This window comes from Mesorhizobium huakuii (genome assembly GCF_014189455.1).
Taxonomy (GTDB): Bacteria; Pseudomonadota; Alphaproteobacteria; order Rhizobiales; family Rhizobiaceae; genus Mesorhizobium; species Mesorhizobium huakuii_A.
Genome location: NZ_CP050296.1, coordinates 108,697 through 130,407, shown reverse-complemented (window position 1 = coordinate 130,407; position 21,711 = coordinate 108,697). Strand labels below are relative to the sequence as shown.

Here is a 21,711-nt window from a genome sequence, read left to right as displayed (position 1 = left end):
CGGTGGCTTGATTTCATCAGGCGGCTGAAGGATTGTCCCGGCCAGTTCGGCTTGGGGGCATCGGCATTTCCTACGACATTGCAATTGCAGGCGCCGGTCCGGCCGGGCTGGCCATGGCGCTCTACCTCAAGCGTGCCGGGCACAGGGTCACCATCTTCGAGCGCTTCGAGGAGCCGAAGCCGGTCGGCTCCGGGCTGATCCTGCAGCCGACCGGCCTGACGGTTCTGGCCGATCTCGGCCTGCTCGACGACATACTGGCGCTCGGCGCCCGCATCGATCGGCTGCATGGCGCCGATGCCTCGACCGGGCGCACGGTGCTCGACGTCCGCTACGATGCCCAGCGCGGCCGCCGTTTCGGCCTGGCGGTGCACCGAGCAGCGCTGTTCGGCGTGCTCTTTCGCGCCGCCCGGCGTGAGGCGATCACCATCGAAACCGGTGTCGAGATCGAGACGGTGGAGGCCGGCGAACGGGCGACGCTGATCTGTGGCAAGGGACGAAAGGCAGGGCCGTTCGATCTGGTCGTCGACGCCAGCGGTTCGCGCTCGAAACTACGGCAATGCGTTGGCGCTGCGGGCGCGCCGCGCCCTCTGACCTATGGTGCCTTCTGGGCGTCGCTCGGCTGGCGTGGCGAAGGCTTTGACGAGCACGCGCTCTTGCAGCGCTACGATAAGGCCAGCGTGATGATCGGCGTGCTGCCGATCGGCCGGCCAGAACTCGGTGCCGAAAAGATGGCGGCCTTCTTCTGGAGCTTGAAGCCTGATGATGCAGACGCGGTGCGCGCTGTCGGCATCGACGCCTGGAAGGAGAGGGTGGTGCGGCTGTGGCCGCAAAGCGAGGCGTTCACCCGCCAGATCGACAGTTTCGACCAGCTGTCGCTGGCCCGCTACGGCCACCACACGATGAAGTTTCCCGCCGGCCGCAGGTTGGCCGTCATCGGCGATGCCGCGCATTCGACCAGCCCGCAGCTTGGGCAAGGGGCCAACATGGCGCTGCTCGACGCGGCGGCGCTCGGCCATGCGCTGGCGCGCACGCAGAGCATCGAGGCAGCGCTCGAAGCCTATGCCCGGGCGCGGCGCTGGCACGTGCGTGTCTTCCAGGCGCTGTCGCTGGCGTTCACGCCGTTCTACCAGTCGGATTCGCGGCACTGCCCTTCATCCGCGACAGGCTGGTGGCGACCATCGCAAAGATCCCGCCGGCCCCGCAGTTTCTGGCGTCGATGGTCGCAGGTACTGTGATCGATCCGTTCAGGCGGGCAGGATTGACGGAAGCGCGATGGCCGGATCGTTCCGGTGGATGAGTTTCGACAGAAATGATCCCTTCGCTTGCAGGAAGGCATGCAGACGCTGTGGATAATCTGGTGCCACGGCATCCCTGATCGACGGACGATCACGCAACGCTTTTCGCCAGGCCTGGACAAGCGGCTTGCCGTCCAGGGTGCCGAAATCGCCGATCCGGTCGAAAGCATCGAGATATCTGAAGACAGGCCCATAGACCGCATCGACGAGCGAGAAGCGGTTGCCGGCGAACCATGGGCCAATCCGGCCGGTGCCGTCCGCCAGTTCGGCCTCAAGGCGATCAAACATGCCCACCAGCCCGCGGGACTCGGCGAGGAAGCCGGCCTCGGTCGGCGCTGAATAGAACCGGCCGATGGCGTTGAGGGTGGCCGAGCCGAACTCGATCCAGGCGCGGTGCCGGGCACGTGCATAGGGGTCGGCCGGGTGAAGCGGATTGGCCTGTGTCTCCTCGAGGAATTCGAGGATGACCGCGGATTCGAAGATCGTCGTTTCCTCGCCACTTTGCCGCACGCGCAGCAGCGGCACCTTGCCGAGCGGCGAGATCGCCTTGAACCAGCCCGGCTTGTTGGCGAGTTCGATGTCGACACGCTCGAACGGCACGCCTTTCTCGGTCAGTGAGATCGCGGCGCGCTGGACGTAGGGGCAGAGAGGGTGGCTGACGAGGATGAGCTTGTCGGTCATCTCACTCTCCCCAGACATAGTTCAACGCGTCATTCTCGACGCGCGTCGACAGAAACATCAGGCGGGAATTCTTTGGCGCGGGACCGTCGAGGCGATCGCCCGATGCCATGTCGAAGGCGGCGCCGTGCCACTGGCAGACAAGTCTGCCATCCCTGCAGTCGAGCGGTCCACCGAAATGCAGACAGACATTGGCGGCGGCGCGGATGCGTTCGCCGCTGCGCCAGACATGGACCTCCCGGCCGAAGAACGGAGCAATCAAGCTGCCCGTTTGGGGGATGTCGGCAACCTTGCAGATTTCGTGCTTCATGGGATTTGCCTTCCGATATTCAATGCAATTGCATCTATATAGATGCATGTGCATTGATCGTCAAGCTTGATGCATCTGCATCTATCGCCTAGGGTAGGTCATGACCGAGAGAGCCACGCCTTCGCCGGAAGCCGTCAAGGCCTGGGCTCGCCTGATGCGCGTGTCGCGCCAACTGGTGGAGAGTGCCGAAGACGCGCTGAAGGAGGGTGGCCTGCCGCCGCTCGCCTGGTACGATGTGCTGCATGAACTCGCCGAGGCGGGCGAGGGCGGCTTGCGGCCGTTCCAACTGATCGAGCGGACCCTGTTTGCGCAGTACAACATCTCGCGCTTGCTGGCCCGGCTCGAGGCCGACGGGCTGGTGGAGAAGCTGCCGGTGGCCGACGACGGTCGCGGGCAAACGATCCGCATCACGGCCAAGGGGCGCGAGACGCGCCGCCGGATGTGGGCCGTCTACGGACGGTCGATCGCCGAACTGGTTGGCGCGAGGCTCTCGCCGGACGAGCTGAACACGGTGTCGGTACTGCTTGGCCGGCTGCGCCATCCGCCTGCCGGCGATTGAGGCTGGCCAGCACCGAGCGGCCATTGCGCACCGCAGCCGTTTGCAGGCGAATATTTCTACTTTCCCTCTTGCGTCGATTATTGGATTGCGCAATATGCCGAACCGTAACGTACGGTACGGCTGTTGGGTGATCCGCAGCCTCGACCTTCAAACGGGAACAGAGCGTGTTGCTGGCAAACGCCGACATCGACAACAGCCAAGGGCTGACGGAGCGGCAGAAGGCCGTCCTGGATGCGGCGTTGCGGCTGCTGGTCGAGGAGGGCGATCAGCTGACCATGACCGCCGTGGCGCGGCGGGCGAGCTGCTCAAAGGAAACCCTCTACAAATGGTTCGGCGACCGTGATGGGCTGTTGACGGCAACCGTGCAGTGGCAGGCCTCCAAGGTGCGCGTGGCGCCTGTCGACGGCAAGGGGCTCGACCTTGGCTCGCTGACGGCAAGCCTGGAACGTTTTGCATCCGACTGGCTGAAGGTGATCTCCAGCGATACCTCGATCGCGCTCAACCGGGTCGCTGTCGGCCATGCCGGCCCAATTAGGCGCAAAGAGGGCAAGGATAATCTTGGCGCCGTCGTGCTGGAGAATGGCCGTTTCGCGCTCGCCAAGCGTCTGAAGCCGGTGCTCGAGGCCGGGCGCCAGGCGGGGCTTCTCGATTTCGCGGACGCCGAGACGGCGTTCCGCACTTTTTCGGGCTGGTTGCCCGCGACGTGCAGATCCGTCTGCTGTTGGGCGACCGGCTGGAATTGACTGAGGCGACGATCGGCGGCGATGCCGTCCGGGCGACGCAGCAGTTTCTCGCTCTTTTCGGAGCAAAAACCGGGCCGCAAGGCCTCTGATCTCAAGAAACGGGAAGGAAGTAAAATGCGCGTCTATTACGATCGTGATGCCGATCTCAACCTGATCAAGGGCAAGAAGGTCGCCATCATCGGCTATGGCAGCCAGGGCCGGGCGCATGCGCTCAACCTCAAGGATTCCGGTGCCAAGGAGATCGCTATCGGCCTCAAGGCCGGCTCGGCGACCGCCAAGAAGGTCGAGGCCGACGGGCTCAAGGTGATGAGCGTGGCCGAAGCCGCCAAATGGGCCGATCTGATGATGATGGCGACGCCCGACGAGCTGCAGGCCGACATCTACAAGAACGAAATCGCGCCGAACATCCGCGACGGTGCGGCGATCGCCTTCGCGCACGGCCTCAACGTGCATTTCGGCCTGATCGAGCCGAAGTCGACCGTCGACGTCGTCATGATCGCGCCGAAGGGCCCGGGCCACACGGTGCGCGGCGAGTACCAGAAGGGCGGCGGCGTGCCGTGCTTGGTCGCTGTCAACCAGGATGCTTCGGGTAACGCGCTCGACCTGGCGCTGTCTTACGCCTGCGGCGTCGGCGGCGGCCGTTCGGGCATCATCGAGACCAATTTCCGCGAGGAATGCGAGACCGATCTTTTCGGCGAGCAGGTTGTGCTGTGCGGCGGCTTGGTCGAACTGATCCGTGCCGGCTTCGAGACGCTGGTGGAAGCCGGCTATGCGCCCGAAATGGCCTATTTCGAGTGTCTGCACGAGGTCAAGCTGATCGTCGACCTGATCTATGAAGGCGGCATCGCCAACATGAACTACTCTATCTCGAATACCGCCGAATGGGGCGAGTATGTCTCGGGTCCGCGCATCATCACTGCCGAGACCAAGGCCGAGATGAAGCGCGTGCTGAAGGACATCCAGACCGGCAAGTTCACTTCGGAATGGATGCAGGAATACCGCGCCGGCCTGTCGCGCTTCAAGGGCATCCGCCGCATGAACGACAGCCACCAGATCGAAGAGGTTGGTGCTAAACTTCGCGCGATGATGCCGTGGATTTCCAAGAACAAGCTGGTCGACAAGGCCAAGAACTGAGCGATCCACGCCCGACAATAAGAACGGCGCCGCGAGGCGCCGTTTTCATTTTACCTTGTTCGGTCTTGCCTACAGCTCAGCTATAGGGCGACCAGCATTGCTGGCGCGGGCCGCCATAGGGCTGGAACGTGTTGTCCCAGGCCCGATACGACCGGTACCGGCTATAGCACCACTGCACATGGGCGTTGGAAAGCCGCCCGGCGCGATAGTGGCGGCGCGGCGGTGGCGCATAGTAGTCGTAGCTGTTGTAGTTGTTGTACATGCTGCCAAGCCCGAGCCCCAGGCCAAGGCCCAGGATTGCGGCTGCGCCATCATCATAGCCGCCGTGATAGTGACGGCGGCCATGGCGCCAGCGCCAGTCGTCTCCGCCGTTCCAGTTGCCACGGTCCCAATTGCCGCGGTTCCAGTTGCCACGGTCCCAATTGCCGCGGTTCCAATTGCGACCGCCGTCATGACGGCGCCATCTCCAGTCGTTGTTGAAGTCCCGGTTGTTGCCGCCGGCCCATTCCTCGCGAACCGGAGTGATCGTCGGCGCCGCAGTGCTGGTCGGAATCGACAGGTCCGGCTGCAGGATCGGTCCGGCAGCGGACGGTGCCGTGATGCCGGAGACAATGCCGAGCGCAATCAGCCCGGACTTGATGGTGGAAGAAAAGAGCGAATTCATTGCACTCTCCAAAAGATACAGGCCCCACGCCTACCCTGGGAATGGGCCTACTGTGGATCCTTGCGTCTGAACGGCGGATGAACGGAAAGGTTCCATCAACCATGGCGCGAATGCCTCCAGGGCCAAGCGATCTTGGCTTGTGGTCCTGCGATCTTGTTTTCTCCGGCACTTGGAGGCAAAGGTCGGGGCATGTCGCTGCGCCTTGCCACCTTCAATGTCGAGAACCTGATGAACAGGTTCGATTTTTCCGGCTATCGCAATCAGCTCAACGAAGACCGGACGCTGGCGCTCTTCGATATCCAGAGCGAGGCCGAATACAAGATGCTGGAGCAGGCCCGCGCCATCGCCCAATCCGACGACACGCGCCAGCTGACGGCGCTGGCCATCGCCGCCACCCGGGCCGACATCATTTGCATGCAGGAGGTCGACAATATCGAGGCGCTGAAGGCCTTCGAATATGGCTATCTGTTCAAGATGGTGGGGCAGGGCTATCGCCAGAAATACACCACGTCCGGCAATGATTCGCGCGGCATCGACGTCGCCGTGATGATGCGCAACGAGACCGCGCAGGGCCAGCCGATCGAATTCGTGCGCATGACCAGCCACGCCTACGTCACCTACGAGCAGTTCGGGCTGCACACGCCGGAACTGGCGGCGCTCGGCAACCAGGCCAATGAACGCATTTTCCGGCGCGACTGCCTGGAAGTCGACCTCACCGTCGGTGGCGTGCCGCTGACGCTCTATCTCGTGCATTTCAAGTCGATGGGCTCGCCACGCAACGGGCTCGATGGGCGCGAGGCGACGATGCCGGTGCGCATGGCGGAGGCGCTAGCGGTACGCCGGATCATCGAGGAGCGTTTCGGTGCGGATCACGCCGCCGACAAGCGCTGGGCGATCTGCGGCGACATGAACGATTACCGCCAGCGCGTGAAGATCGCGGGCGACGATGTCGACGGCTATCGTTTCGAGGTGGTCGACGAGAACCAGTCCTGCATCAACGTGCTGACGGCTGGCGGCTTCTGCGAGAACGTCGTCGAGCGGCGGCCGGAAATGAACCGCTGGACCTTCTATCATACACGCGGGCCTGAAGAGCGGCATCTCTGCCAGCTCGACTATATCCTGCTGTCCAAGGGACTTGCTGCGAGGAATGCTACCGCCGTTCCCGACATCATCCGCAAAGGCCAGCCCTGGCGCACGATCTTTCCGGCCGGCCAGGAAGTCGAGCGTTTTCCGCGCGCCGGCTGGGACCGGCCAAAAGCGTCGGACCATTGCCCGGTGGTGATCACGCTGGATATGGTTTGATAGGCATGAGTTTCGACCTGCCGCGCAATGTCATCCTGCCGGTCGATGCCATCGACGTCCGGCTCGATCCCGGCCCGCATCCTTTCGCCAGGGATAATGCAGCGGCGATCGCCGAGAACTGGCAGCGCGAGATTGCGGCCAATCCGGCACTGTTCGACGGCACGGTGGTGCTGCTGTCGCAACTTGCCTGGCGCGACAACCGCCTGATTGGCCGCTGTCACGCGGTCAACTACTCCACCTTCATGCTGTGGCGGAAGCGGCGCGAGAATTCCGGCGCCGAGCACGCCTATGCCCATGCGATGCTGGTCGCCGGCGACAATGCGCTGGTGGCGATCCGCATGGGACCGCGAACGGTCAATGCCGGCCGCGTCTATTTCGCCGCGGGCTCCTTCGAACCCGTCGATTTCCGCGACGGTCTGGTCGATGTCGATTTCAACATGATCCGCGAGGTGCGCGAAGAGACCGGCCTCGACCTGTCGGATGCCCAACGGGGCGAACGCTACCACGCTTTGTCGACGAACAGCGGCACGGTGATCTTCCGCCGCTATCACGAGCCGGCGCCGGCTGATGAGATAGCACGGCGAATCTCTGCCTTCGTCGCCAGCGAAACCGATCCGGAGATCGAAGGGCCGATCATCATCCGCCATGCCGCCGACCTGCCGGAGGGACTGTCGCCGCATATGAAGCCGCTGGTCGAATGGCATTTTGCGAGCAAGGATTAGAGCAATTCCAGGAAAAGTGTGAACGGTTTTCCGTCCGAAATTGCGTCAGAACAAAGAGTTAGAGCGGTTCGCCGTTTCTGTGAAACGGTGAACAGCTCTAACGGCGCGCCTTGTCCTGCGCCGCCTTGCGATCGTTGCGGGCCGCGACGAAGAACAGGATAAAGCCGATGCCCAGCAACCCACCCATGGCCATTCCCATGGTCTGGCCAACGACCGCCTGGAAATCCGCGGTGACGCGATCGGGATTGGCCATTCCGTAACGGGCGAGATACCACCAGATGCCTGCCAGGGCTGCCTCGATGATGACCATCACCAGGATCAGTCGCGCCTTTTTGCTCATGCGTTGTTCCTCGACCGGAGATGTCTCGCCTTAGCATCGTCGACCTGCGGGCGACAATGTTGTCGGTGCAGGCAAGCGTCCAAGGTTGGGGATAGCTGTCGGTCGTGGCGGTGCCGGCCGCTGCTATTCGTGCCGCAGCGCGTCGATCGGGTCGAGCCTGGCGCCGCGCAGGGCCGGGAAGAAGCCGAACACCATGCCGATCAGCGCCGAGAAGCCGACTGCAAGCAGGATGACGGCAGGGCTTGGCGCGAAGGGGATCGTCAGCGTCGCCGAGGCAAGGCCGGCCAGCGCCAGGCCGATCAGGATGCCGATAATGCCGCCGAGCAGGGACAGCACTGTCGCCTCGACCAGGAACTGGATGAGGATGTGCTTTTCATGCGCGCCGATGGCGAGCCTGATGCCGATCTCGCGGGTGCGTTCGGTGACCGAGACCAGCATGATGTTCATGATGCCGATGCCGCCGACCAGGAGGCTGACGCCGGCGACCGCGCCCAGCATGCCGGTCATGGTGGTGGTGGCGCTGGCCATGGCGTCGGCGATCTGGGTCATGTCGCGGATGGCGAAATCGCTTTCGCGGTCGGGCGTCATGCGGCGCGCATCGCGCAAAATGTCCTCGACGCGCGGCTGCAACTCGCTGGTCGGCGTGCTGTCGTCGGCGGCGATGTAGATGTTGTCGATGTCGCGGTTGCCGGCGATGCGGCGCTGATAGGCATGCAGCGGCATCAAGACGACATTGTCCTGGTCCTGGCCGAAGCCGGTATAGCCCTTGGGCTCGAGCAGGCCGATGATCTTGCAGGAGGTGCGGTTGACGCGGATGATCTCGCCTTCGGGATCGCCGGCGCCGAAGAATTGCTGCCGCACGGTCTCGCCGATCAGGCAGACGCCGGTGCCCGAGCGGGTTTCAGGATCGCTGAACGGCCGGCCCGAAACCAGCTTCCAGTCGCGTGCATCGAGATAGGCGCTGTCGGTGCCGGTGACGCCCGATGTCAGGCTTTCTGTGCCGAAGATGACCCGCACCTGCTTTTGCGAGGCTGGCGAGATGGCACGCGCGCCGGTCAGATGCGCGACAAGTGCTTCCAGGTCCTTTTCGGCCAGCGGACGCACCACCTGGTCGAGCCCGCCAGGGCCGCCGGGACCGGCCGGGCGGCCTGACCGGACGACCAGCAGATTGCTGCCGAGTTTGGAAATGTCGGCCTTGACCTTTTGCGTGGTGCCGGAGCCGATGGTCAGCATGGCGATGACGGCGGCGACGCCGATGACGATGCCGAGCAGCGTCAGGAACGAGCGCAGCACGTTGCGGCAGAATCGAGCGCAGCGAGAGGCGGACGGTTTCCCAGATCATGCCAGCTCTACCTTCATGGTGTCGGAGGCGACGTGGCCGTCGAGGAAGCGGATGGTGCGCTCGGCGTAACCGGCGACGTCGGCCTCATGCGTGACCATGGCGATGGTCAGGCCGAGCTCCTTGTTGAGCTTTGTCAGCAGCTCCATGATCTCATGCGTGCGGGCGGTGTCGAGATTGCCGGTCGGCTCGTCGGCGACGAGCAGCGTCGGCCTGGTGACGATGGCACGCGCGATCGCCACGCGCTGCTGCTGGCCGCCGGAGAGTTCGGCCGGCGTGTGGTGCTCGCGGCCGACAAGCCCGACCTGGGCCAGCGCCTGCATGGCAAGGTCACGGCGCTCGCGGGCGGCGACGCCGCGATAGATCAGCGGCAGTTCGACATTTTCGGCGCGGTGGTGCGCGCCAGCAGATTGTAGCCCTGGAAGACGAAGCCGACATAGAGGTCGCGCAGCATGGCGCGGCGGTTGCGGTCGAGCCGGCCGGCGTCGACGCCCATGAAGGAATAGGTTCCGGCCGTCGGCGTGTCGAGGCAGCCGATGATGTTCATTGCCGTCGACTTGCCCGAGCCGGACGGGCCCATGATGGCGACGAACTCGCCGCGCTTGATGGCAAGATCGACGCCAGCCAGCGCGTGCACGCGGGCCTCGCCCTGGCCATAGCTCTTCCAGACCTTGTCGAAGGTGATGAGGGGCGCGCCGGCGGCCACGGCCCTCAGCTCCGCGGCTGCGAGGCGGTGATGACCTGCGCGCCTTCTTCCAGGCCTGAGGTGATCTCGGTCAGTTCACCATCGGTCGAGCCGATCTTGACGTTGACCGGATGCGGCCGGCCATTCTCCAGCACATAGAGCGTGCGCGAGCCGTCGGTGGGGGCCGTCGCGGCCTGACGCTGGCGATTGCCGCCCGGACGGCCCATGCGGCCGGTGAACAGGTCGCTGAAGCTCCACGCGCGCGCTGCTTGCTGCGCCGGGCGATAGCGGAAGGCGGAGGCGGGCACGGTGAGCACATCCTTGGCCTGTCTTGTGACGACCGAGACTGTGGCGGTCATGCCGGGGCGCAGCAGCAGCTCGTTGTTGTCGACTTCGAGCCGCGCATTGTAGGTGACGACGCCGTCCGTGGTGACCGAGGCATAGGAGATGTCGCGGATCTCGGCATTGAACGGCCGGTCCGGGAAGGCATCGACCGTGAAGCGGGCATGCTGGCCCGACTTGACGGCGCCGATGTCGGCCTCGTCGACCGCCGCCACCAGTTCCATGTTTCTGAGATCGGCGGCGATGATGAACAGCACCGGCGCCTGCAGCGAGGAGGCGACCGTCTGGCCGGGATCGACCGAACGGGTCAAAACGATGCCGTCGATTGGCGCATAGATCGTGCTTTTGGCAAGGTCGGTCTGCTGCGCCCTGAGATCGGCCTGGGCGATGGCGAGATTGGCTTGTGCGCTATCGAGCGCCGCCTTGGCGCGGTCGCGTGTCGCGGTTGCCGCCTCGAGCGACTGGTCGGTCGCCATGCCGCGCTTGGTCAACGCCGCCGCGCGTACCAGCGCGCTTTCGTTCTCGGCCAGTGTCACCGTGGCGTCTTCGACATTGGCAGCGGCGCCCTTGGCGGATGCCTCGGCGCGTTCGATCTGGACCTCGAGTTTCACCGTATCAAGCGTCGCCAGCACGTCGCCCTTCTTGACCTGCTGGTTCTCCTCGGCGGAGACCGAGCGGATGATGCCGGACAGCTCGCTGGAAATGTCGACCTGGGTGAGCGGCTGCAGCGTGCCTGTTGCCGACACCTGGACGGTGAGGTCGGCCTTGGCGGCCGGCACGGTGGTGTAATCGATCTTGGCGGGCGCGCCCGCATACCATTGATAGAGGCCAAGACCGGCGGCAAGCACGAGCAGGGTCAGCAATGCATAGAGCCAGCCACGCCGGCGCGACTTGCTTCGCCCCTTTTTATCGAGCCCAAGCGCCGTCTCGATGGCGGAATCCGATTCCATCTTTGGCAGATTGACAATCTGGTCCACGCTGGACCCCTATGATGCGCAATGTCCCTATCTGTTCACAGATCAGGCTTGATGGTTCGAATATCAAATTAAATTTCGCCCATGTTGGGATTGAGGCAGGAATGCAAACCCGGAATTACTTACTTTACGACGTGTTTACGACCGAGCGACTGGCCGGCAACCCGCTGGCGGTGGTGTTGGATTGCAAAGGTCTGGACACCGCCGCGATGCAGGCCATCGCGCGCGAATTCAACCTGTCCGATCGGTCTTTGTGCTGCCGCCGGACAATCCCAAGCACAAAAACCGCATCCGCATCTTCACGCCCGACTATGAAATGCCGTTCGCCGGCCACCCGACAGTGGGTTCGGCAATCGCGCTTGCGGAACTCGCCGGGGAGGGCAGCGCCGGCATCTTCGTGCTGGAAGAAAATATCGGCCCGGTGCGCTGCGCCGTCAGCACGCATGATGGCGCCACCTTCGCCGAGTTCGATCTCGCCAAATTGCCGGAGCCGCTGGAACTGTCCGCCGATCCGCAGGCGATTGGTGCCGCCCTTGGCCTGGCGCCGCATGAGATCGGTTTCGAGAATCACCGCGTCGCCTTCTGGTCTGCGGGCGTGCCCTACGTGACGATCCCGGTCGCCAATCTCGAAGCGGCGGGCCGCATCCGGCTGGACAACCAGGCCTGGTCGGAACTGGCGCCGCGCAAGAGCGAGTGGGCCTTTGCCAGCCCCTATGTCTATTGCCGCGAGACGGTGAACCACGAAAGCGCCTTCCATGTCCGCATGATCGTGCCCGGCACGCCTTCCTATGAAGACCCGGCGACGGGCTCGGCGGCGGCCGCCTTCGCCGGCGCCATCATGCATTTCGACGGCCCGACGGACGGCATTTCACAGCTGTGGATCGAGCAGGGGCTGGAGATGGGCCGCCCGTCGCGCATCCGTCTCGAACTGACCGTGCAGGGCGGAAAACTGGCCTCGGCGCGCATTGGCGGCCATGCGGTGAAGGTGGCGGAAGGCAAGCTCTTCGTCTGAGATGTGCGGCACTTCAGAGATTTGTCGGGAAATGATTCCGGCAGGGCTAGACATGACCGATGGTGGCGGCTATATGCCCGCCAACGCCGGTTTTTGCCGGCCGAGTGGGTGCGTAGCTCAGTTGGTAGAGCAGCTGACTCTTAATCAGCGGGTCCACAGTTCAATCCTGTGCGCACCCACCAAATTCTTCAAAAGACTTGGTGGAAAGACCCTGAAAGCGGGATGTTTCGCTGCCATCCGGTGGCGGCATCGGTCGACTGCTATTGCACAGTTGGCCGGAGATAGGTGAGGATCGCCCGGGTTATCGCGATGACGTCGTCGACAGCCCCAAAGTCTGTCTTGCTTTTGCCGACCGTCCATTCCAACTCGGGAGCTTCCGGCAACTTAAGCGTCCGATTTATTCCCCAACCTGAGAGCATAAGGAGTTCAAAAGATGTGGGCTCGCCAGGCTCGTAGTAGGGGAAACGAAAATACAGCCGAACTGGCCCGCCATATCCAAGCTTGAAGGTCATGGTGACCGAAACGTTGTGACCAAATCTGTCTTCAAAAGCTCCACCAAAACTGAGGTCTCTGGCATCATAGCTATGCCATTGCCTCGTCAACCCTAGAGCGCTCCATGTCTTGAGGGTATGGGCTTTCAGTTCCTTGCGATTGGGGAATTTTGTCATTTCAGGAGTTAGACGGGTAGGCGGATCACTGTAGCCGGTTTCAGTTCTCCATTCTTCCGCAGCGTTGCGGAGATCTTCAAAAACCTGGACGGTTCTCGGATCCGGTTGGTCGAATCTGATCGAAATCCGCCATTGAGAAATCATCTCTCGCAGTTCTTCGACTGTATGGCCCGAGCGTTCCGCCCAATCCGCCGTAGCCAATATCCATGGTGAGTTGTATTTCAGGCCCGCAAAAGCTCCGATCTTTCGATCGAAATCTCTGACAATCTGCGCGTAAATATCTCGAAGACCCTGTTTGGGGTCTCCGAATATCTGCGAGGGCTCATTCATCAGGTGTAATCCGGGCGTTGCGGACCTGCTTCTCCGACACCCCAGCCTCGGCGAAACTTGCCATGTGTGCATGGCACTCCAATGCCGAGCGGACGATGTTGACGGCCAAGCAGGCGCCCGAACCTTCACCGAGCCGCAGGGCTGTTCAACGCTAACATCTTTGTGATCGGCTTTGATGCGTCGCGGGCAAAAGGGCGATTCCCTCCGGGAGATTTGTCTGAATCTATGCAGGGCAACCAATCATGAGGGTTGCACCGTTGCCCGGCACATTGCTGTCATTGTTTTCGCAGATCCCCGATCCACGCCGTGGCCAGGGGCAGATGTATCCCCAGGCGCCGATCCTGCTGTTCACGGTGCTGGCGATGCTGGCCGGGGCGGTTTCGTATCGTCAGGTCCACGCCTTCATCCGCATCCATCTTGTCCGCCTGAACGGCGTGTTCGGGGTCTCGGTGCGAAAGGCCCCAGCCTACTCGACGGTGCGGTTCATCCTTCGCGGTCTCGACGGGGCGGAGGTCGAAAGGGTGTTCCGCCAGCATGCGGCCGGCCTGCCGACGCCCCCGGCCCAAGAGCCGGACGACGCCATGCCGGACGACGTCATGCCGGCGTGCGTGGCCATTGACGGCAAGACGCTGCGCGGCAGCTTCGACGCCTTCAACGATCGCAAAGCGGCGCATCTGCTGAGTGCTTTCGCCAGCGATGGTCAGATCATCCTCGGCCATCTGGCGATCGATGAGAAGAGCAACGAAATCCCCGCCGCCCAGGACTTGATCGCCACGCTGGGCCTGACCGGGCGCATGTTCACTCTCGACGCCATGCATGCCCAAAAAAACCTTCGCCGTAGCCCTGGCCACGGGTAACCATCTGCTGGTTCAACTCAAGGAGAACCAGCCCAATCTGGATGACGAGATTCGCGCCATCGTCGACAGCCGCACTCCCAGCGACACGGCCTCCTCACGCGACACAGTGCGATCCCGGCAGGAGGATCGAACCGTGGACGTCTTTCCCGTCGGCAAGGCCCTCGTCGACAGCGAATGGCAGCCCTTCGTCAAGACCATCATCCGCGTCACCCGCCAAACTTGGCTCCGCAGTGCCGCCACGGGCATGTGGCAGCCGCGCGGCGAGGTCTCATACTATATCTCCTCCGAACAGGGTCTCCCCGCCAAGACTTGGGCCGCCATCATCCGAGGCCACTGGGGCATCGAGAACCGCAACCACTATGTCCGCGACGTGTCCTGCGACGAGGACCGCAGCCGTATCCGCGACAACCCCGGCATCATGGCCAGAGCCCGCAGCTTCGCCCTCAACATCCTGCGTCACAACGGCACGAAAAACGTCGCTCAAGCCCTCTGGAACGGCGCTCTCTCCCTCGATCTCATCCTCGCTTACAAGGCTCTGTAATCAGCGTTGAACAGCCCTGCACCGAGCCGCATGCCGAGGTCAAGCAGGGGCGGCAATGTTCATTCGACTGCTATTGGATGGTGGGCCGCATATAGCTCAGGATCGCCCGCGTTATGGCGAGGACGCCATCTACCGCTTCGAAGCTTGTCTTGCTTTTGCCAACGATCCATTCGAGGTCGGGCTCTTCGGGCAAACGAAGATCCTGACATATAAACCTGCCCGAAAGCGTAAAGAGGTCCAGTGATCTCGGTTCGCCATCCGAATAATAGGGAAATTGAAAAAACAGCCTGATTGGGCCGCCATATCCAAGCTTGAAGGTCATCGAGAATCTAACGTTGTGACCGAATCTGTCTTCAAAAACGCTGCTAAAACTGAGGTCCCTGGCATCGTAGCTATGCCATTGCGTCGGTAATCCCAAAGAACTCCAAGCCTTGAGAGTATGGGCTTTCAGTTCTTTGCGATTGGAGAATTTTGCCTTTTCAGGATCATAAGGCAGGGGTGGATCGACGTAATTTGTCTCGGTTCTCCACTCTTCTGCCGCGCTGCGGAGGTCTTCAAAAACCTGAACGATTCTCGGGCCGGTCTGCTCGCCAGAAAAGATTGAGATTCGCCATTGAGAAATCATCTCGCATAGCTCTTCGACCGTATGGCCCGATCGCTCTGCCCAATCCTGCGTTGCTAGTATCCACGGCGAATTGTACGTCAGCCCGGTAAAAGCTCCGCTCTTGCTGTCGAAATCCCGGATAATCCGAGCAAGAACATCCCGAAGACCCTGTTTGGGGTCTCCGAATATCTGCGATGGCTCATTCATCGGGTGTGATCCGGGCGTTGCGAACCTACTTCTCCGACACACCGGCCTCGGCAAAGCTTGCCATGCGGGCATGGCACTCCAGCGCCGAGCGGACGATGTTGACGGCGAGGCAGGCGCCGGAGCCTTCGCCGAGCCGCATGCCGAGATCGAGCAGGGGCGGTAGGCTAAGCGCTTCGAGCAGGCCGCGATGGCCCGATTCGGCCGAAACATGGGCCGCGATGGTGTGGGCGAGGCCGGTTGGATGCAGCTTGGCCAGCGGGGCTGCGGCGGCGGTGCAGACGAAGCCGTCGAGCAGCACGGGTATGCCGAGATGACGGGCGGCGAGCGTCGCGCCGAAGATGGCGGCGAGTTCGCGCCCGCCGAGTGAAGCGGCAACGCCCAGCGGGTCGGCGAGGGCGGCGGCATGGCGCTTGAGGCCGGCTTCGATGGCGACCACCTTGCGTTTCAGGCCGGCATCGTCGACGCCGGTGCCGCGCCCGGTCCATCGTTCCGCGCCACCACCGAACAGCGCTGCTGAAATGGCAGCCGCCGGCGTGGTGTTGCCGATGCCCATTTCGCCGAAGCAGATCAGGTCGAGATCCTTCGTCACCGCGTCATAGCCTGCGGAGACGGCGGCGAGAAACGCCGTCTCGTCCATTGCCGGCACCTGAGTGAAGTCGCCCGTGGGATGGTCGAGGTCGAGCGGGATGACATCGAGTTCGGCGCCGGCGATGCGGGCCAGTTGGTTGATGGCGGCGCCGCCGCCGGCGAAATTAGCCACCATCTGCACGGTGACCTCGGAGGGGAAAGCCGACACGCCCTGCGCGGTGACGCCGTGGTTACCGGCGAAGACGAAAACCTTGACCCGGTCGAGTTTCGGCATGTCGCGGCCCTGCCAGCGCGCCAGCCACGCGGCGATGGTCTCGAGCCGCCCGAGGCTGCCTTGCGGCTTGGTCAGCGTGTCCTGGCGGTTGGCAACCGCCTTTGCGGCCGCGTCGCTGCCGGCTGGCAGATCGAGGCAGGCGGCGCGCAGTTCATCGAGGGATTTGAAGGGCATGGGGGCAAGGTCTCCGGAAGGGAATCAGGTCAAGGGGAATCAAGAGAGGGCTACGGAAGCGACGAGAAGCACCGCGATTTCGCTCACCTGCTGCAAGGCGCCGATCGTGTCGCCGGTCTGGCCACCGATCTGGTTGAGGCAAAGGGCGTGGAAGGCGGCAAAGAACAGGCCAAGCAGGATCAGCGCCGCGACGGCGCCACCGACCCCGAGCAGGAGCAGCGGGATCGCGCCGAGCACAGCGCCGGCGATCGCGGTTTCAAGCGAGACGGTGCCGGCGCCCGCCGAGAGGCCGTCGGAGCGCGCCGGGGGCAAGAGGTGCATGAAGGCGCCCAGCACGCCACGCGAGGCGGCGTGGGCAGCTACGAGAGCGAAGAGTGCCTGTGTGGGGTCGACCATTTGCGCCAGCGCGCTCCAGCGGATGAGCAGCGACAGGGCCAGCGCCATGGCACCGTAAGCGCCGATACGGCTGTCGCGCATGATGTCGAGCTTGCGGCCGCGCGATTTGCCGCCGCCAAAACCGTCGGCGACATCGGACAGTCCGTCCTCATGCAGGCAGCCGGTGGTGACCGCCGTTGCCACAAGGGCAAGTGCTGCCGCCGGCGCCATGGCAAGGCCGAACCGTTCCGCCGTGGCGAAGACGATGGCGCCGATCAGCCCAACGACGAGGCCGGCGACCGGTGCGGCCCAGATCGCGGCGGCGAGGCTGCGGCCGCGAAAGTCGAGATCGGGCAGGGGCAGGCGGGTGAAGAAAACCAGGCAAAGCGCGATGTCGCTAGGGATCTGCCGTGGCGAAAGGGTCATGCTCCGCAGCTTGAGCATGATCTTTTCCGAAAACCGGTCGCCATTTTTCGGCATTTTGCTCTCTAGCCCCTCGCAATGGCGTGGAAAAAGGTGCCGCTGACATGGCCGCGCCGATAGCCCGAGGCGCCGATCGGATTGCCCTGGCCGTCGGCAAGGTCGGCCAGCGGTTCGTCATTGCCGGTGGCCGTCATCTGCGCATAGTGGAATTCGTGACCGCGGATCAGCGCGCCTTGCGCCCCCAACGGGCAATCGGCGCGCAGCCGCGCCTCGCGGTAGCCGAGGTTCATCTTGCGTTTGGCGAAGCTGGTGGCGTGGCCGAGCAGGCCGAGCATGCGATGCGTCTCACCGGCGGCATCCTCCAGGGCTTCACCAAGCACCATGAACCCGCCGCACTCGCCATGGATCGGCTTCGTCGCCGCAAATCTTGACATGCCGGCTTTGAAGGTCTCGGCGGCGGCAAGCTTGCCGGCATGAAGCTCGGGATAGCCGCCGGGCAGCCAGCAGACATCGCAGCTGTCGTCAGGAGCCTCATCGGCAAGCGGCGAGAACGGGACGATTTCCGCGCCGGCCTTGCGCCAGTAGGCGGCGACATGCGGATAGAGGAAGGTGAAGGCGGCATCCTCGGCCAGCGCGATGCGTTGGCCGGGCGGCTGCAGCGCATCGGCGAAGCCGCCGGCTGCCGGGGTAAGGGGCGTCGCCAGCGCCATCACGGCATCGAGGTCGAGCGATCTCTCCGCCATATCAGCCAGCCGGTCGAGATGCGCCATCAAATCATCATACTCGCCGGCCTGGACGAGGCCGAGATGGCGTTCGGGCAAATTGAGCGTGGGATCGCGCAAGATGGCGCCGACGACGGGTAGGCCGATCGCCTCGATGGCGTCGCCGGATAAGCGGCGGTGACGCTCGCTGCCCAGCCGGTTGAGCACGACGCCGGCCATGCGCACATCCGGGTCGTAGGTGGCAAAACCTTTGGCGACAGCGGCCGCCGTGGTCGACTGACCGGACACGTCGAGCACCAACAGGACCGGCAGGCCGTAGAGCCGGGCGAGATCGGCGGCCGACCCGGTTCGCCCCGGTGCGGCCGGAATGCCGTCGAACAGGCCCATGGCGCTTTCGAGGATGACGAAATCAGTGTCGTCGGCCTGTTGCGCGGCGAGTGCATTGAGCAGCGACGGCGGCATCGCCCAGCTGTCGAGGTTGACGCCCGACAGGCCGGTGGCGGCGGTGTGGAAACCGGGGTCGATATAGTCGGGGCCTGATTTGGCGCCGCGCACTTTCAGGCCGCGCCGGGTGAGCGCGCGCAAGATGCCGATGGTGACGCTGGTCTTGCCCGAGCCGGAGCGCGGCGCGCCGATGATGATGGCGCGGGCGGTCATGCTTGCCCCGTCAATGCGGCGCGCATGGCGACGATGCCGCCGACGACGATCAGCGCCGGCGAGGTGAGACCGGCGGCGGCCGCTTCCTCGGCAATGGTGGCGAGCGTGGCGACGACGGTCCGCTCCTGCGGCGTGGTGGCAGCGACGATCACCGCCGCCGGTGTCGACGGCGCCAGCCCGCCATCGAGCAGAGCTGCTGCGATCAGGGGCAGATTGGCCATGCCCATATAGACCACGACAGGCTGGCCGGTGCGGGCGATCGCCGCCCAGTCGATGTCGTCATCGGTGCCGGCGGCGTGGCCGGTCGCCAGGATCACCGCCTTGTTGATGCCGCGCATGGTGGCAGGGATGCCGGTGGCGGCCAGTGCGCTGAGGCCGGATGTCAGGCCGGGCAGGACACGAAACGGGATGTTTTCACGCGCCAATGCCAAGGCTTCCTCCCCGCCACGGCCGAAAATATAGGGATCGCCGCCCTTCAGCCTGACGACGCGGCGGCCTTCGCGCGCCAGTCTGACCAGCAATGCGGTGATGTCGTCCTGCTTCATCGACGGTTTTCCGCCGCGCTTGCCGGCAAAGAACAGCTCGGCATTTTCAGCAACAGCGACAACGTCAGGCGAGACCAGCGCGTCGTAGACCAACGCGTCCGCTTCGGCCAAAGCCGCCAGCACTTCCAGGGTCAGGCAGCCGGGGTCACCGGGACCGGCGCCGGCCAGCCAGACATGGCCCGGCTCCAGCGGGCGCGGCTTGAAGTCCAGACGGGCGAGCGCCTGTTCGAGCGTGGCGTTTTCGCCGTTGTTTTTGGTGTTGCCGCTCACAATCCGTCCCGTCCGCGAAAACGCCGCTGGTAGTGGGCGTCATACAATGAACTCTCGCCAAAGCCTTCCGCCGCCAGTGAGCGGCCGACGAAGATGATCGCCGTGCGCTCCATCGGATCGGCGGCAAGCTGTGCCTCGATGGTTTCCAGCGTGCCGGTCAGCACGCGCTCATCCGGCCAGGAAGCGCGGAAGACAATCGCCACCGGGCAATCGCCGCCATAATGCGGCGTCAATTCGGCGACGACGCGATCGATGGCGTGGATGGCAAGATGAATGGCCAGCGTGGCGCCGGTGCGGCCGAAGCCGGCCAACGTCTCACCGGGTGGCATCTTTGACGCACGTCCGGAGACGCGGGTCAGCACCAGGCTTTGGGCCACTTCGGGAATAGTCAGTTCGCGGCGCAGTGCGGCTGCGGCGGCGGCAAAGAGAGGGACGCCCGGCGTCAGCGTGTAGGGAATGCGGTGCTTTTCCAGACGACGGATCTGCTCGGCGACCGCGCTCCACACCGACAGATCGCCGGAATGCAGGCGGGCGACATCGTGGCCTGCCTTGTGGGCGGCGACATAGGCGGCCTCTATCTCGTCGAGCGACATCGGCGCGGTGTCGATGAGTTTCGTCCCCGGCGCACAGTGCTGCAGCAATTCAGGCGCAACGATCGAGCCGGCATGCAGGCAGACCGGGCAGCTTGCCAGGAGCCTGGCGCCGCGAAGCGTGATGAGGTCGGCGGCACCGGGACCAGCGCCGATGAAATGGACGGTCATGGCGCGTCTCCGCTGATGGCGATGGCGCAGGTGACCGGACCAAGCACAGTGCGGGCGCCAAGCAGTTTTGCGCCGGCGCCAGCGACCGCAAGGGCTGACGCTTCGGAAACCGACGGCGTGCCGGCCAGTTCCTGCGAGAGGCTGGAGCTGCTGAGCGTCGCTGGCGAGGCGGCCTGAAGTGCTGCGTGATCGACGATGATGACCGGAAGGTTCAGCGCGCGGCCAGCGGCGGCGATCGCTTCGTCATCCTTCTTGAGCGCGGCGGTGGCCAGTGCCGAAAGCGCCGTCATCGCCAGCCCGTGCGCTTCGAGAGCGGTTTCAATCGCGGCGAGCACGTCTTCAACGCTCGCGCCTTTTCGGCTGCCGATGCCCGCGACCATCATGGCTTCACCCAGCTCCACTGGGTGACCGGCATGGCCGGTCGCCAGGCCTGCATCGATCCAACCGGAGACGCCCGGGAGATGTTTATCCGGGTAAGATCGCCACCGAGTTTCGTGTGCTGTGCGAGAAGCAGGGCTTCCATCTCCAGCGTCACCGCATTGGCGACCAAACGGCCGCCGGAGCGCAGCGCCTTCATAGCCGCCTTCAACACGCCGGTGTCACTGCCGCCACCACCGATGAAGATCGCGTCCGGCGTGTCCAACCCGGCAAGGGCCTTGGGCGCGCTGCCTTCCACCACGACGAGGCCGGGAACGCCACAGACAGCAGCGTTGTGGCCAATGCGGGCGGCACGGATCGGGTCGGCTTCGATGGCGATGGTGCGCATCAGGGGATGGGCGAGCATCCATTCGATGCCGATGGAACCCGAGCCGGCGCCGATGTCCCACAGCAATTCGCCGCGCCTAGGCGCCAGCGACGACAGGGTGATGGCACGGATTTCGCGCTTGGTGATCTGGCCATCATGGTCGAACAGATGATCGGCGAGGCCAACCGTGAGCGGCAGGACGCGGGCTTGCGGATCCGAATCAATCTCGATGGCCAGCACGTTGAGCGGATTGATGTTTTCGAGTTCGAAGGCATCTGCGCGGACGGTGCGCTGGTTCTCTTTTGGCCCGCCAAGCGCCTCCAGGACCGTCAGCCGCGAGGCGCCGAAATCGAGTTCGGTGAGCAGGCGGGCAATTGCCGCCGGCGCTTCGGCATCCGACGTCAGTGCCAGGATGCGCGCATTGGGCTGCAGCAGTGGCCGGATCAAATCGAGCGGCCGGCCATGCAGCGAGACCGTCTCGATATCCTGCAGCGCCCAGCCAAGGCGGGCGGCCGCCAGCGAAACGGCCGACGGCGCGGGGATGACGTGCATCGCCTGTGGCTTCACTTTGCGGGCGAGGGTGGCGCCGACGCCGTGGAAGAAGGGATCGCCGGAGGCGAGCACGCAGACTTTGCTACCGGCAAGCGCCAGCACGTCGCTCATTCCCGCATCGAAAGGGACCGGCCAGAGGCAGGGCTTGCCCTTGGCGAAGGCGGCGACCAATGCCAGATGCCGCTTGCCGCCGAAGATGAACTCCGCTTCGGCGATCCTCCGCTTGGCCTCGTCGCCGAGACCCGCTAAACCGTCCTCGCCGATGCCAATCACCGTCAGCCATTTTGCTCTGGCACCGCGCGGACCCTCAGCAGGCATG

General features: G+C 64.1%; 20 protein-coding genes, 1 tRNA gene and 6 pseudogenes. 10 read left to right on the top strand and 17 right to left on the bottom strand.

From position 1 onward, the window contains the following. Positions 1–32 precede the first annotated feature (32 nt). Positions 33–1,297: pseudogene (locus tag HB778_RS00645) on the top strand (FAD-dependent oxidoreductase). Here HB778_RS00645 and HB778_RS00640 read toward each other — a convergent pair. Together HB778_RS00640 and HB778_RS00635 are read right to left on the bottom strand one after the other, a co-directional pair. Further along, positions 1,245–1,976 (bottom strand): glutathione S-transferase family protein, encoded by a 732-nt coding sequence (locus HB778_RS00640; protein ID WP_183460620.1) that lies wholly within the window; start codon positions 1,974–1,976, stop codon positions 1,245–1,247. The pseudogene HB778_RS00645 and the gene HB778_RS00640 sit on opposite strands and share 53 nt — an antisense overlap. A gap of 1 nt (position 1,977) precedes the next feature. Beyond that, positions 1,978–2,283, bottom strand: a complete 306-nt coding sequence (locus tag HB778_RS00635; RefSeq protein WP_183460618.1) for a Rieske (2Fe-2S) protein — start codon at positions 2,281–2,283, stop codon at positions 1,978–1,980. 100 nt (positions 2,284–2,383) lie between these two features. Here HB778_RS00635 and HB778_RS00630 point away from each other — a divergent pair, with 100 nt between their 5' ends. From HB778_RS00630 to ilvC, 3 genes and pseudogenes are all read left to right on the top strand, one after another. Further along, entirely contained in the window at positions 2,384–2,842 is a 459-nt protein-coding gene (locus HB778_RS00630; RefSeq protein WP_183460616.1) for a MarR family winged helix-turn-helix transcriptional regulator, read from the top strand. Positions 2,843–3,006: 164 nt separating this feature from the next. After that, positions 3,007–3,674, top strand: a pseudogene (locus HB778_RS00625) (TetR/AcrR family transcriptional regulator). A 25-nt stretch (positions 3,675–3,699) separates the two neighbouring features. Further along, a complete protein-coding gene (gene ilvC / locus HB778_RS00620; protein ID WP_183460614.1) occupies positions 3,700–4,719 on the top strand; it encodes a ketol-acid reductoisomerase in 1,020 nt (339 codons plus the stop codon). 76 nt (positions 4,720–4,795) lie between these two features. Here the strand turns inward: ilvC and HB778_RS00615 are convergent, their stop codons facing one another. Beyond that, positions 4,796–5,383 carry a BA14K family protein gene (locus tag HB778_RS00615; RefSeq protein WP_183460612.1) on the bottom strand — a complete coding sequence of 196 codons (588 nt, stop codon included), beginning with the start codon at positions 5,381–5,383 and terminating at the stop codon, positions 4,796–4,798. 189 nt (positions 5,384–5,572) lie between these two features. On the opposite strand from HB778_RS00615, the gene HB778_RS00610 reads away from it, so the two are divergent. Further along, on the top strand, positions 5,573–6,685 hold the full coding sequence (locus HB778_RS00610; protein ID WP_183460610.1) for an endonuclease/exonuclease/phosphatase family protein: 1,113 nt from the start codon (positions 5,573–5,575) through the stop codon (positions 6,683–6,685). A gap of 5 nt (positions 6,686–6,690) precedes the next feature. Further along, on the top strand, positions 6,691–7,407 hold the full coding sequence (locus tag HB778_RS00605; RefSeq protein ID WP_183460608.1) for a hypothetical protein: 717 nt from the start codon (positions 6,691–6,693) through the stop codon (positions 7,405–7,407). Between the two features lie 97 nt (positions 7,408–7,504). Here the strand turns inward: HB778_RS00605 and HB778_RS00600 are convergent, their stop codons facing one another. The 4 genes and pseudogenes from HB778_RS00600 to HB778_RS00585 all read right to left on the bottom strand — a co-directional run bounded on the left by HB778_RS00600 (position 7,505) and on the right by HB778_RS00585 (position 11,090). Beyond that, on the bottom strand, positions 7,505–7,747 hold the full coding sequence (locus HB778_RS00600; RefSeq protein WP_183460606.1) for a hypothetical protein: 243 nt from the start codon (positions 7,745–7,747) through the stop codon (positions 7,505–7,507). Positions 7,748–7,870: 123 nt separating this feature from the next. Then, positions 7,871–9,089 (bottom strand): annotated as a pseudogene (locus HB778_RS00595) (ABC transporter permease). After that, positions 9,086–9,792, bottom strand: a pseudogene (locus tag HB778_RS00590) (ABC transporter ATP-binding protein). Before HB778_RS00590 ends, HB778_RS00595 begins: the two co-directional pseudogenes overlap by 4 nt. 5 nt (positions 9,793–9,797) lie before the next feature. After that, on the bottom strand, positions 9,798–11,090 hold the full coding sequence (locus tag HB778_RS00585) for an efflux RND transporter periplasmic adaptor subunit (RefSeq protein ID WP_183460604.1): 1,293 nt from the start codon (positions 11,088–11,090) through the stop codon (positions 9,798–9,800). Between the two features lie 101 nt (positions 11,091–11,191). Here HB778_RS00585 and HB778_RS00580 point away from each other — a divergent pair. Further along, positions 11,192–12,099 (top strand): annotated as a pseudogene (locus HB778_RS00580) (PhzF family phenazine biosynthesis protein). Positions 12,100–12,205: 106 nt separating this feature from the next. After that, positions 12,206–12,281: transfer RNA gene (locus HB778_RS00575), tRNA-Lys, on the top strand. A 78-nt stretch (positions 12,282–12,359) separates the two neighbouring features. On the opposite strand, the gene HB778_RS00570 is transcribed toward HB778_RS00575, so the two are convergent. Further along, on the bottom strand, positions 12,360–13,097 hold the full coding sequence (locus HB778_RS00570; RefSeq protein WP_183460602.1) for a hypothetical protein: 738 nt from the start codon (positions 13,095–13,097) through the stop codon (positions 12,360–12,362). Then, positions 13,090–13,236 (bottom strand): annotated as a pseudogene (locus HB778_RS00565) (nicotinate-nucleotide--dimethylbenzimidazole phosphoribosyltransferase); the annotation flags it as partial. The pseudogene HB778_RS00565 and the gene HB778_RS00570, both read right to left, overlap by 8 nt. Before the next feature lie 103 nt (positions 13,237–13,339). Between HB778_RS00565 and HB778_RS42715 the strand changes: the two are divergent. Both HB778_RS42715 and HB778_RS42710 read left to right on the top strand, forming a co-directional pair. Then, a complete protein-coding gene (locus HB778_RS42715) occupies positions 13,340–13,954 on the top strand; it encodes an ISAs1 family transposase (protein ID WP_183456831.1) in 615 nt (204 codons plus the stop codon). Then, positions 13,914–14,495 carry an ISAs1 family transposase gene (locus HB778_RS42710; protein ID WP_183455035.1) on the top strand — a complete coding sequence of 194 codons (582 nt, stop codon included), beginning with the start codon at positions 13,914–13,916 and terminating at the stop codon, positions 14,493–14,495. Before HB778_RS42715 ends, HB778_RS42710 begins: the two co-directional genes overlap by 41 nt. A gap of 70 nt (positions 14,496–14,565) precedes the next feature. On the opposite strand, the gene HB778_RS00550 is transcribed toward HB778_RS42710, so the two are convergent. The 8 genes from HB778_RS00550 to cbiE are packed head-to-tail and all read right to left on the bottom strand — an operon-like array spanning position 14,566 to position 21,710. After that, a complete protein-coding gene (locus HB778_RS00550) occupies positions 14,566–15,306 on the bottom strand; it encodes a hypothetical protein (RefSeq protein WP_183460600.1) in 741 nt (246 codons plus the stop codon). 25 nt (positions 15,307–15,331) lie between these two features. Next, entirely contained in the window at positions 15,332–16,342 is a 1,011-nt protein-coding gene (gene cobT / locus HB778_RS00545; protein WP_183460598.1) for a nicotinate-nucleotide--dimethylbenzimidazole phosphoribosyltransferase, read from the bottom strand. A 39-nt stretch (positions 16,343–16,381) separates the two neighbouring features. After that, positions 16,382–17,161: an adenosylcobinamide-GDP ribazoletransferase gene (gene cobS / locus HB778_RS00540; protein WP_183464950.1), complete on the bottom strand. Its 780-nt coding sequence runs from the start codon at positions 17,159–17,161 to the stop codon at positions 16,382–16,384. Between the two features lie 44 nt (positions 17,162–17,205). Continuing rightward, positions 17,206–18,519, bottom strand: a complete 1,314-nt coding sequence (locus HB778_RS00535; RefSeq protein ID WP_183460596.1) for a cobyrinate a,c-diamide synthase — start codon at positions 18,517–18,519, stop codon at positions 17,206–17,208. Beyond that, positions 18,516–19,334 (bottom strand): uroporphyrinogen-III C-methyltransferase, encoded by an 819-nt coding sequence (gene cobA / locus HB778_RS00530; RefSeq protein WP_183460594.1) that lies wholly within the window; start codon positions 19,332–19,334, stop codon positions 18,516–18,518. The genes HB778_RS00535 and cobA overlap by 4 nt, the downstream gene beginning before the upstream one ends. Then, complete coding sequence (gene cobM, locus HB778_RS00525; protein WP_183460592.1) at positions 19,331–20,095, bottom strand: precorrin-4 C(11)-methyltransferase; 765 nt, start codon at positions 20,093–20,095, stop codon at positions 19,331–19,333. The genes cobA and cobM overlap by 4 nt, the downstream gene beginning before the upstream one ends. Continuing rightward, positions 20,092–20,478 (bottom strand): cobalamin biosynthesis protein, encoded by a 387-nt coding sequence (locus HB778_RS00520; protein WP_183460590.1) that lies wholly within the window; start codon positions 20,476–20,478, stop codon positions 20,092–20,094. Before HB778_RS00520 ends, cobM begins: the two co-directional genes overlap by 4 nt. Further along, positions 20,475–21,710, bottom strand: coding sequence for a precorrin-6y C5,15-methyltransferase (decarboxylating) subunit CbiE (cbiE, locus tag HB778_RS00515; protein WP_183460588.1), 1,236 nt, complete (start codon positions 21,708–21,710; stop codon positions 20,475–20,477). The genes HB778_RS00520 and cbiE overlap by 4 nt, the downstream gene beginning before the upstream one ends. Position 21,711 lies beyond the last annotated feature (1 nt).

Bases quoted from the DNA above. Each gene is read 5' to 3' on its own strand.
- HB778_RS00550 (WP_183460600.1), bottom strand. From the start codon at position 15,306: ATGAATGAGCCATCGCAGATATTCGGAGACCCCAAACAGGGTCTTCGG.
- HB778_RS00615 (WP_183460612.1), bottom strand. From the start codon at position 5,383: ATGAATTCGCTCTTTTCTTCCACCATCAAGTCCGGGCTGATTGCGCTC.
- HB778_RS00570 (WP_183460602.1), bottom strand. From the start codon at position 13,097: ATGAATGAGCCCTCGCAGATATTCGGAGACCCCAAACAGGGTCTTCGA.
- cobM (WP_183460592.1), bottom strand. From the start codon at position 20,095: ATGACCGTCCATTTCATCGGCGCTGGTCCCGGTGCCGCCGACCTCATC.
- HB778_RS00635 (WP_183460618.1), bottom strand. From the start codon at position 2,283: ATGAAGCACGAAATCTGCAAGGTTGCCGACATCCCCCAAACGGGCAGC.
- ilvC (WP_183460614.1), top strand. From the start codon at position 3,700: ATGCGCGTCTATTACGATCGTGATGCCGATCTCAACCTGATCAAGGGC.
- HB778_RS00605 (WP_183460608.1), top strand. From the start codon at position 6,691: ATGAGTTTCGACCTGCCGCGCAATGTCATCCTGCCGGTCGATGCCATC.
- cbiE (WP_183460588.1), bottom strand. From the start codon at position 21,710: ATGCCTGCTGAGGGTCCGCGCGGTGCCAGAGCAAAATGGCTGACGGTG.
- HB778_RS00640 (WP_183460620.1), bottom strand. From the start codon at position 1,976: ATGACCGACAAGCTCATCCTCGTCAGCCACCCTCTCTGCCCCTACGTC.
- cobT (WP_183460598.1), bottom strand. From the start codon at position 16,342: ATGCCCTTCAAATCCCTCGATGAACTGCGCGCCGCCTGCCTCGATCTG.
- HB778_RS00600 (WP_183460606.1), bottom strand. From the start codon at position 7,747: ATGAGCAAAAAGGCGCGACTGATCCTGGTGATGGTCATCATCGAGGCA.
- HB778_RS42715 (WP_183456831.1), top strand. From the start codon at position 13,340: ATGAGGGTTGCACCGTTGCCCGGCACATTGCTGTCATTGTTTTCGCAG.
- HB778_RS00535 (WP_183460596.1), bottom strand. From the start codon at position 18,519: ATGACCGCCCGCGCCATCATCATCGGCGCGCCGCGCTCCGGCTCGGGC.
- HB778_RS00630 (WP_183460616.1), top strand. From the start codon at position 2,384: ATGACCGAGAGAGCCACGCCTTCGCCGGAAGCCGTCAAGGCCTGGGCT.
- HB778_RS00610 (WP_183460610.1), top strand. From the start codon at position 5,573: ATGTCGCTGCGCCTTGCCACCTTCAATGTCGAGAACCTGATGAACAGG.
- HB778_RS42710 (WP_183455035.1), top strand. From the start codon at position 13,914: ATGCCCAAAAAAACCTTCGCCGTAGCCCTGGCCACGGGTAACCATCTG.
- HB778_RS00520 (WP_183460590.1), bottom strand. From the start codon at position 20,478: ATGATGGTCGCGGGCATCGGCAGCCGAAAAGGCGCGAGCGTTGAAGAC.
- cobS (WP_183464950.1), bottom strand. From the start codon at position 17,161: ATGCTCAAGCTGCGGAGCATGACCCTTTCGCCACGGCAGATCCCTAGC.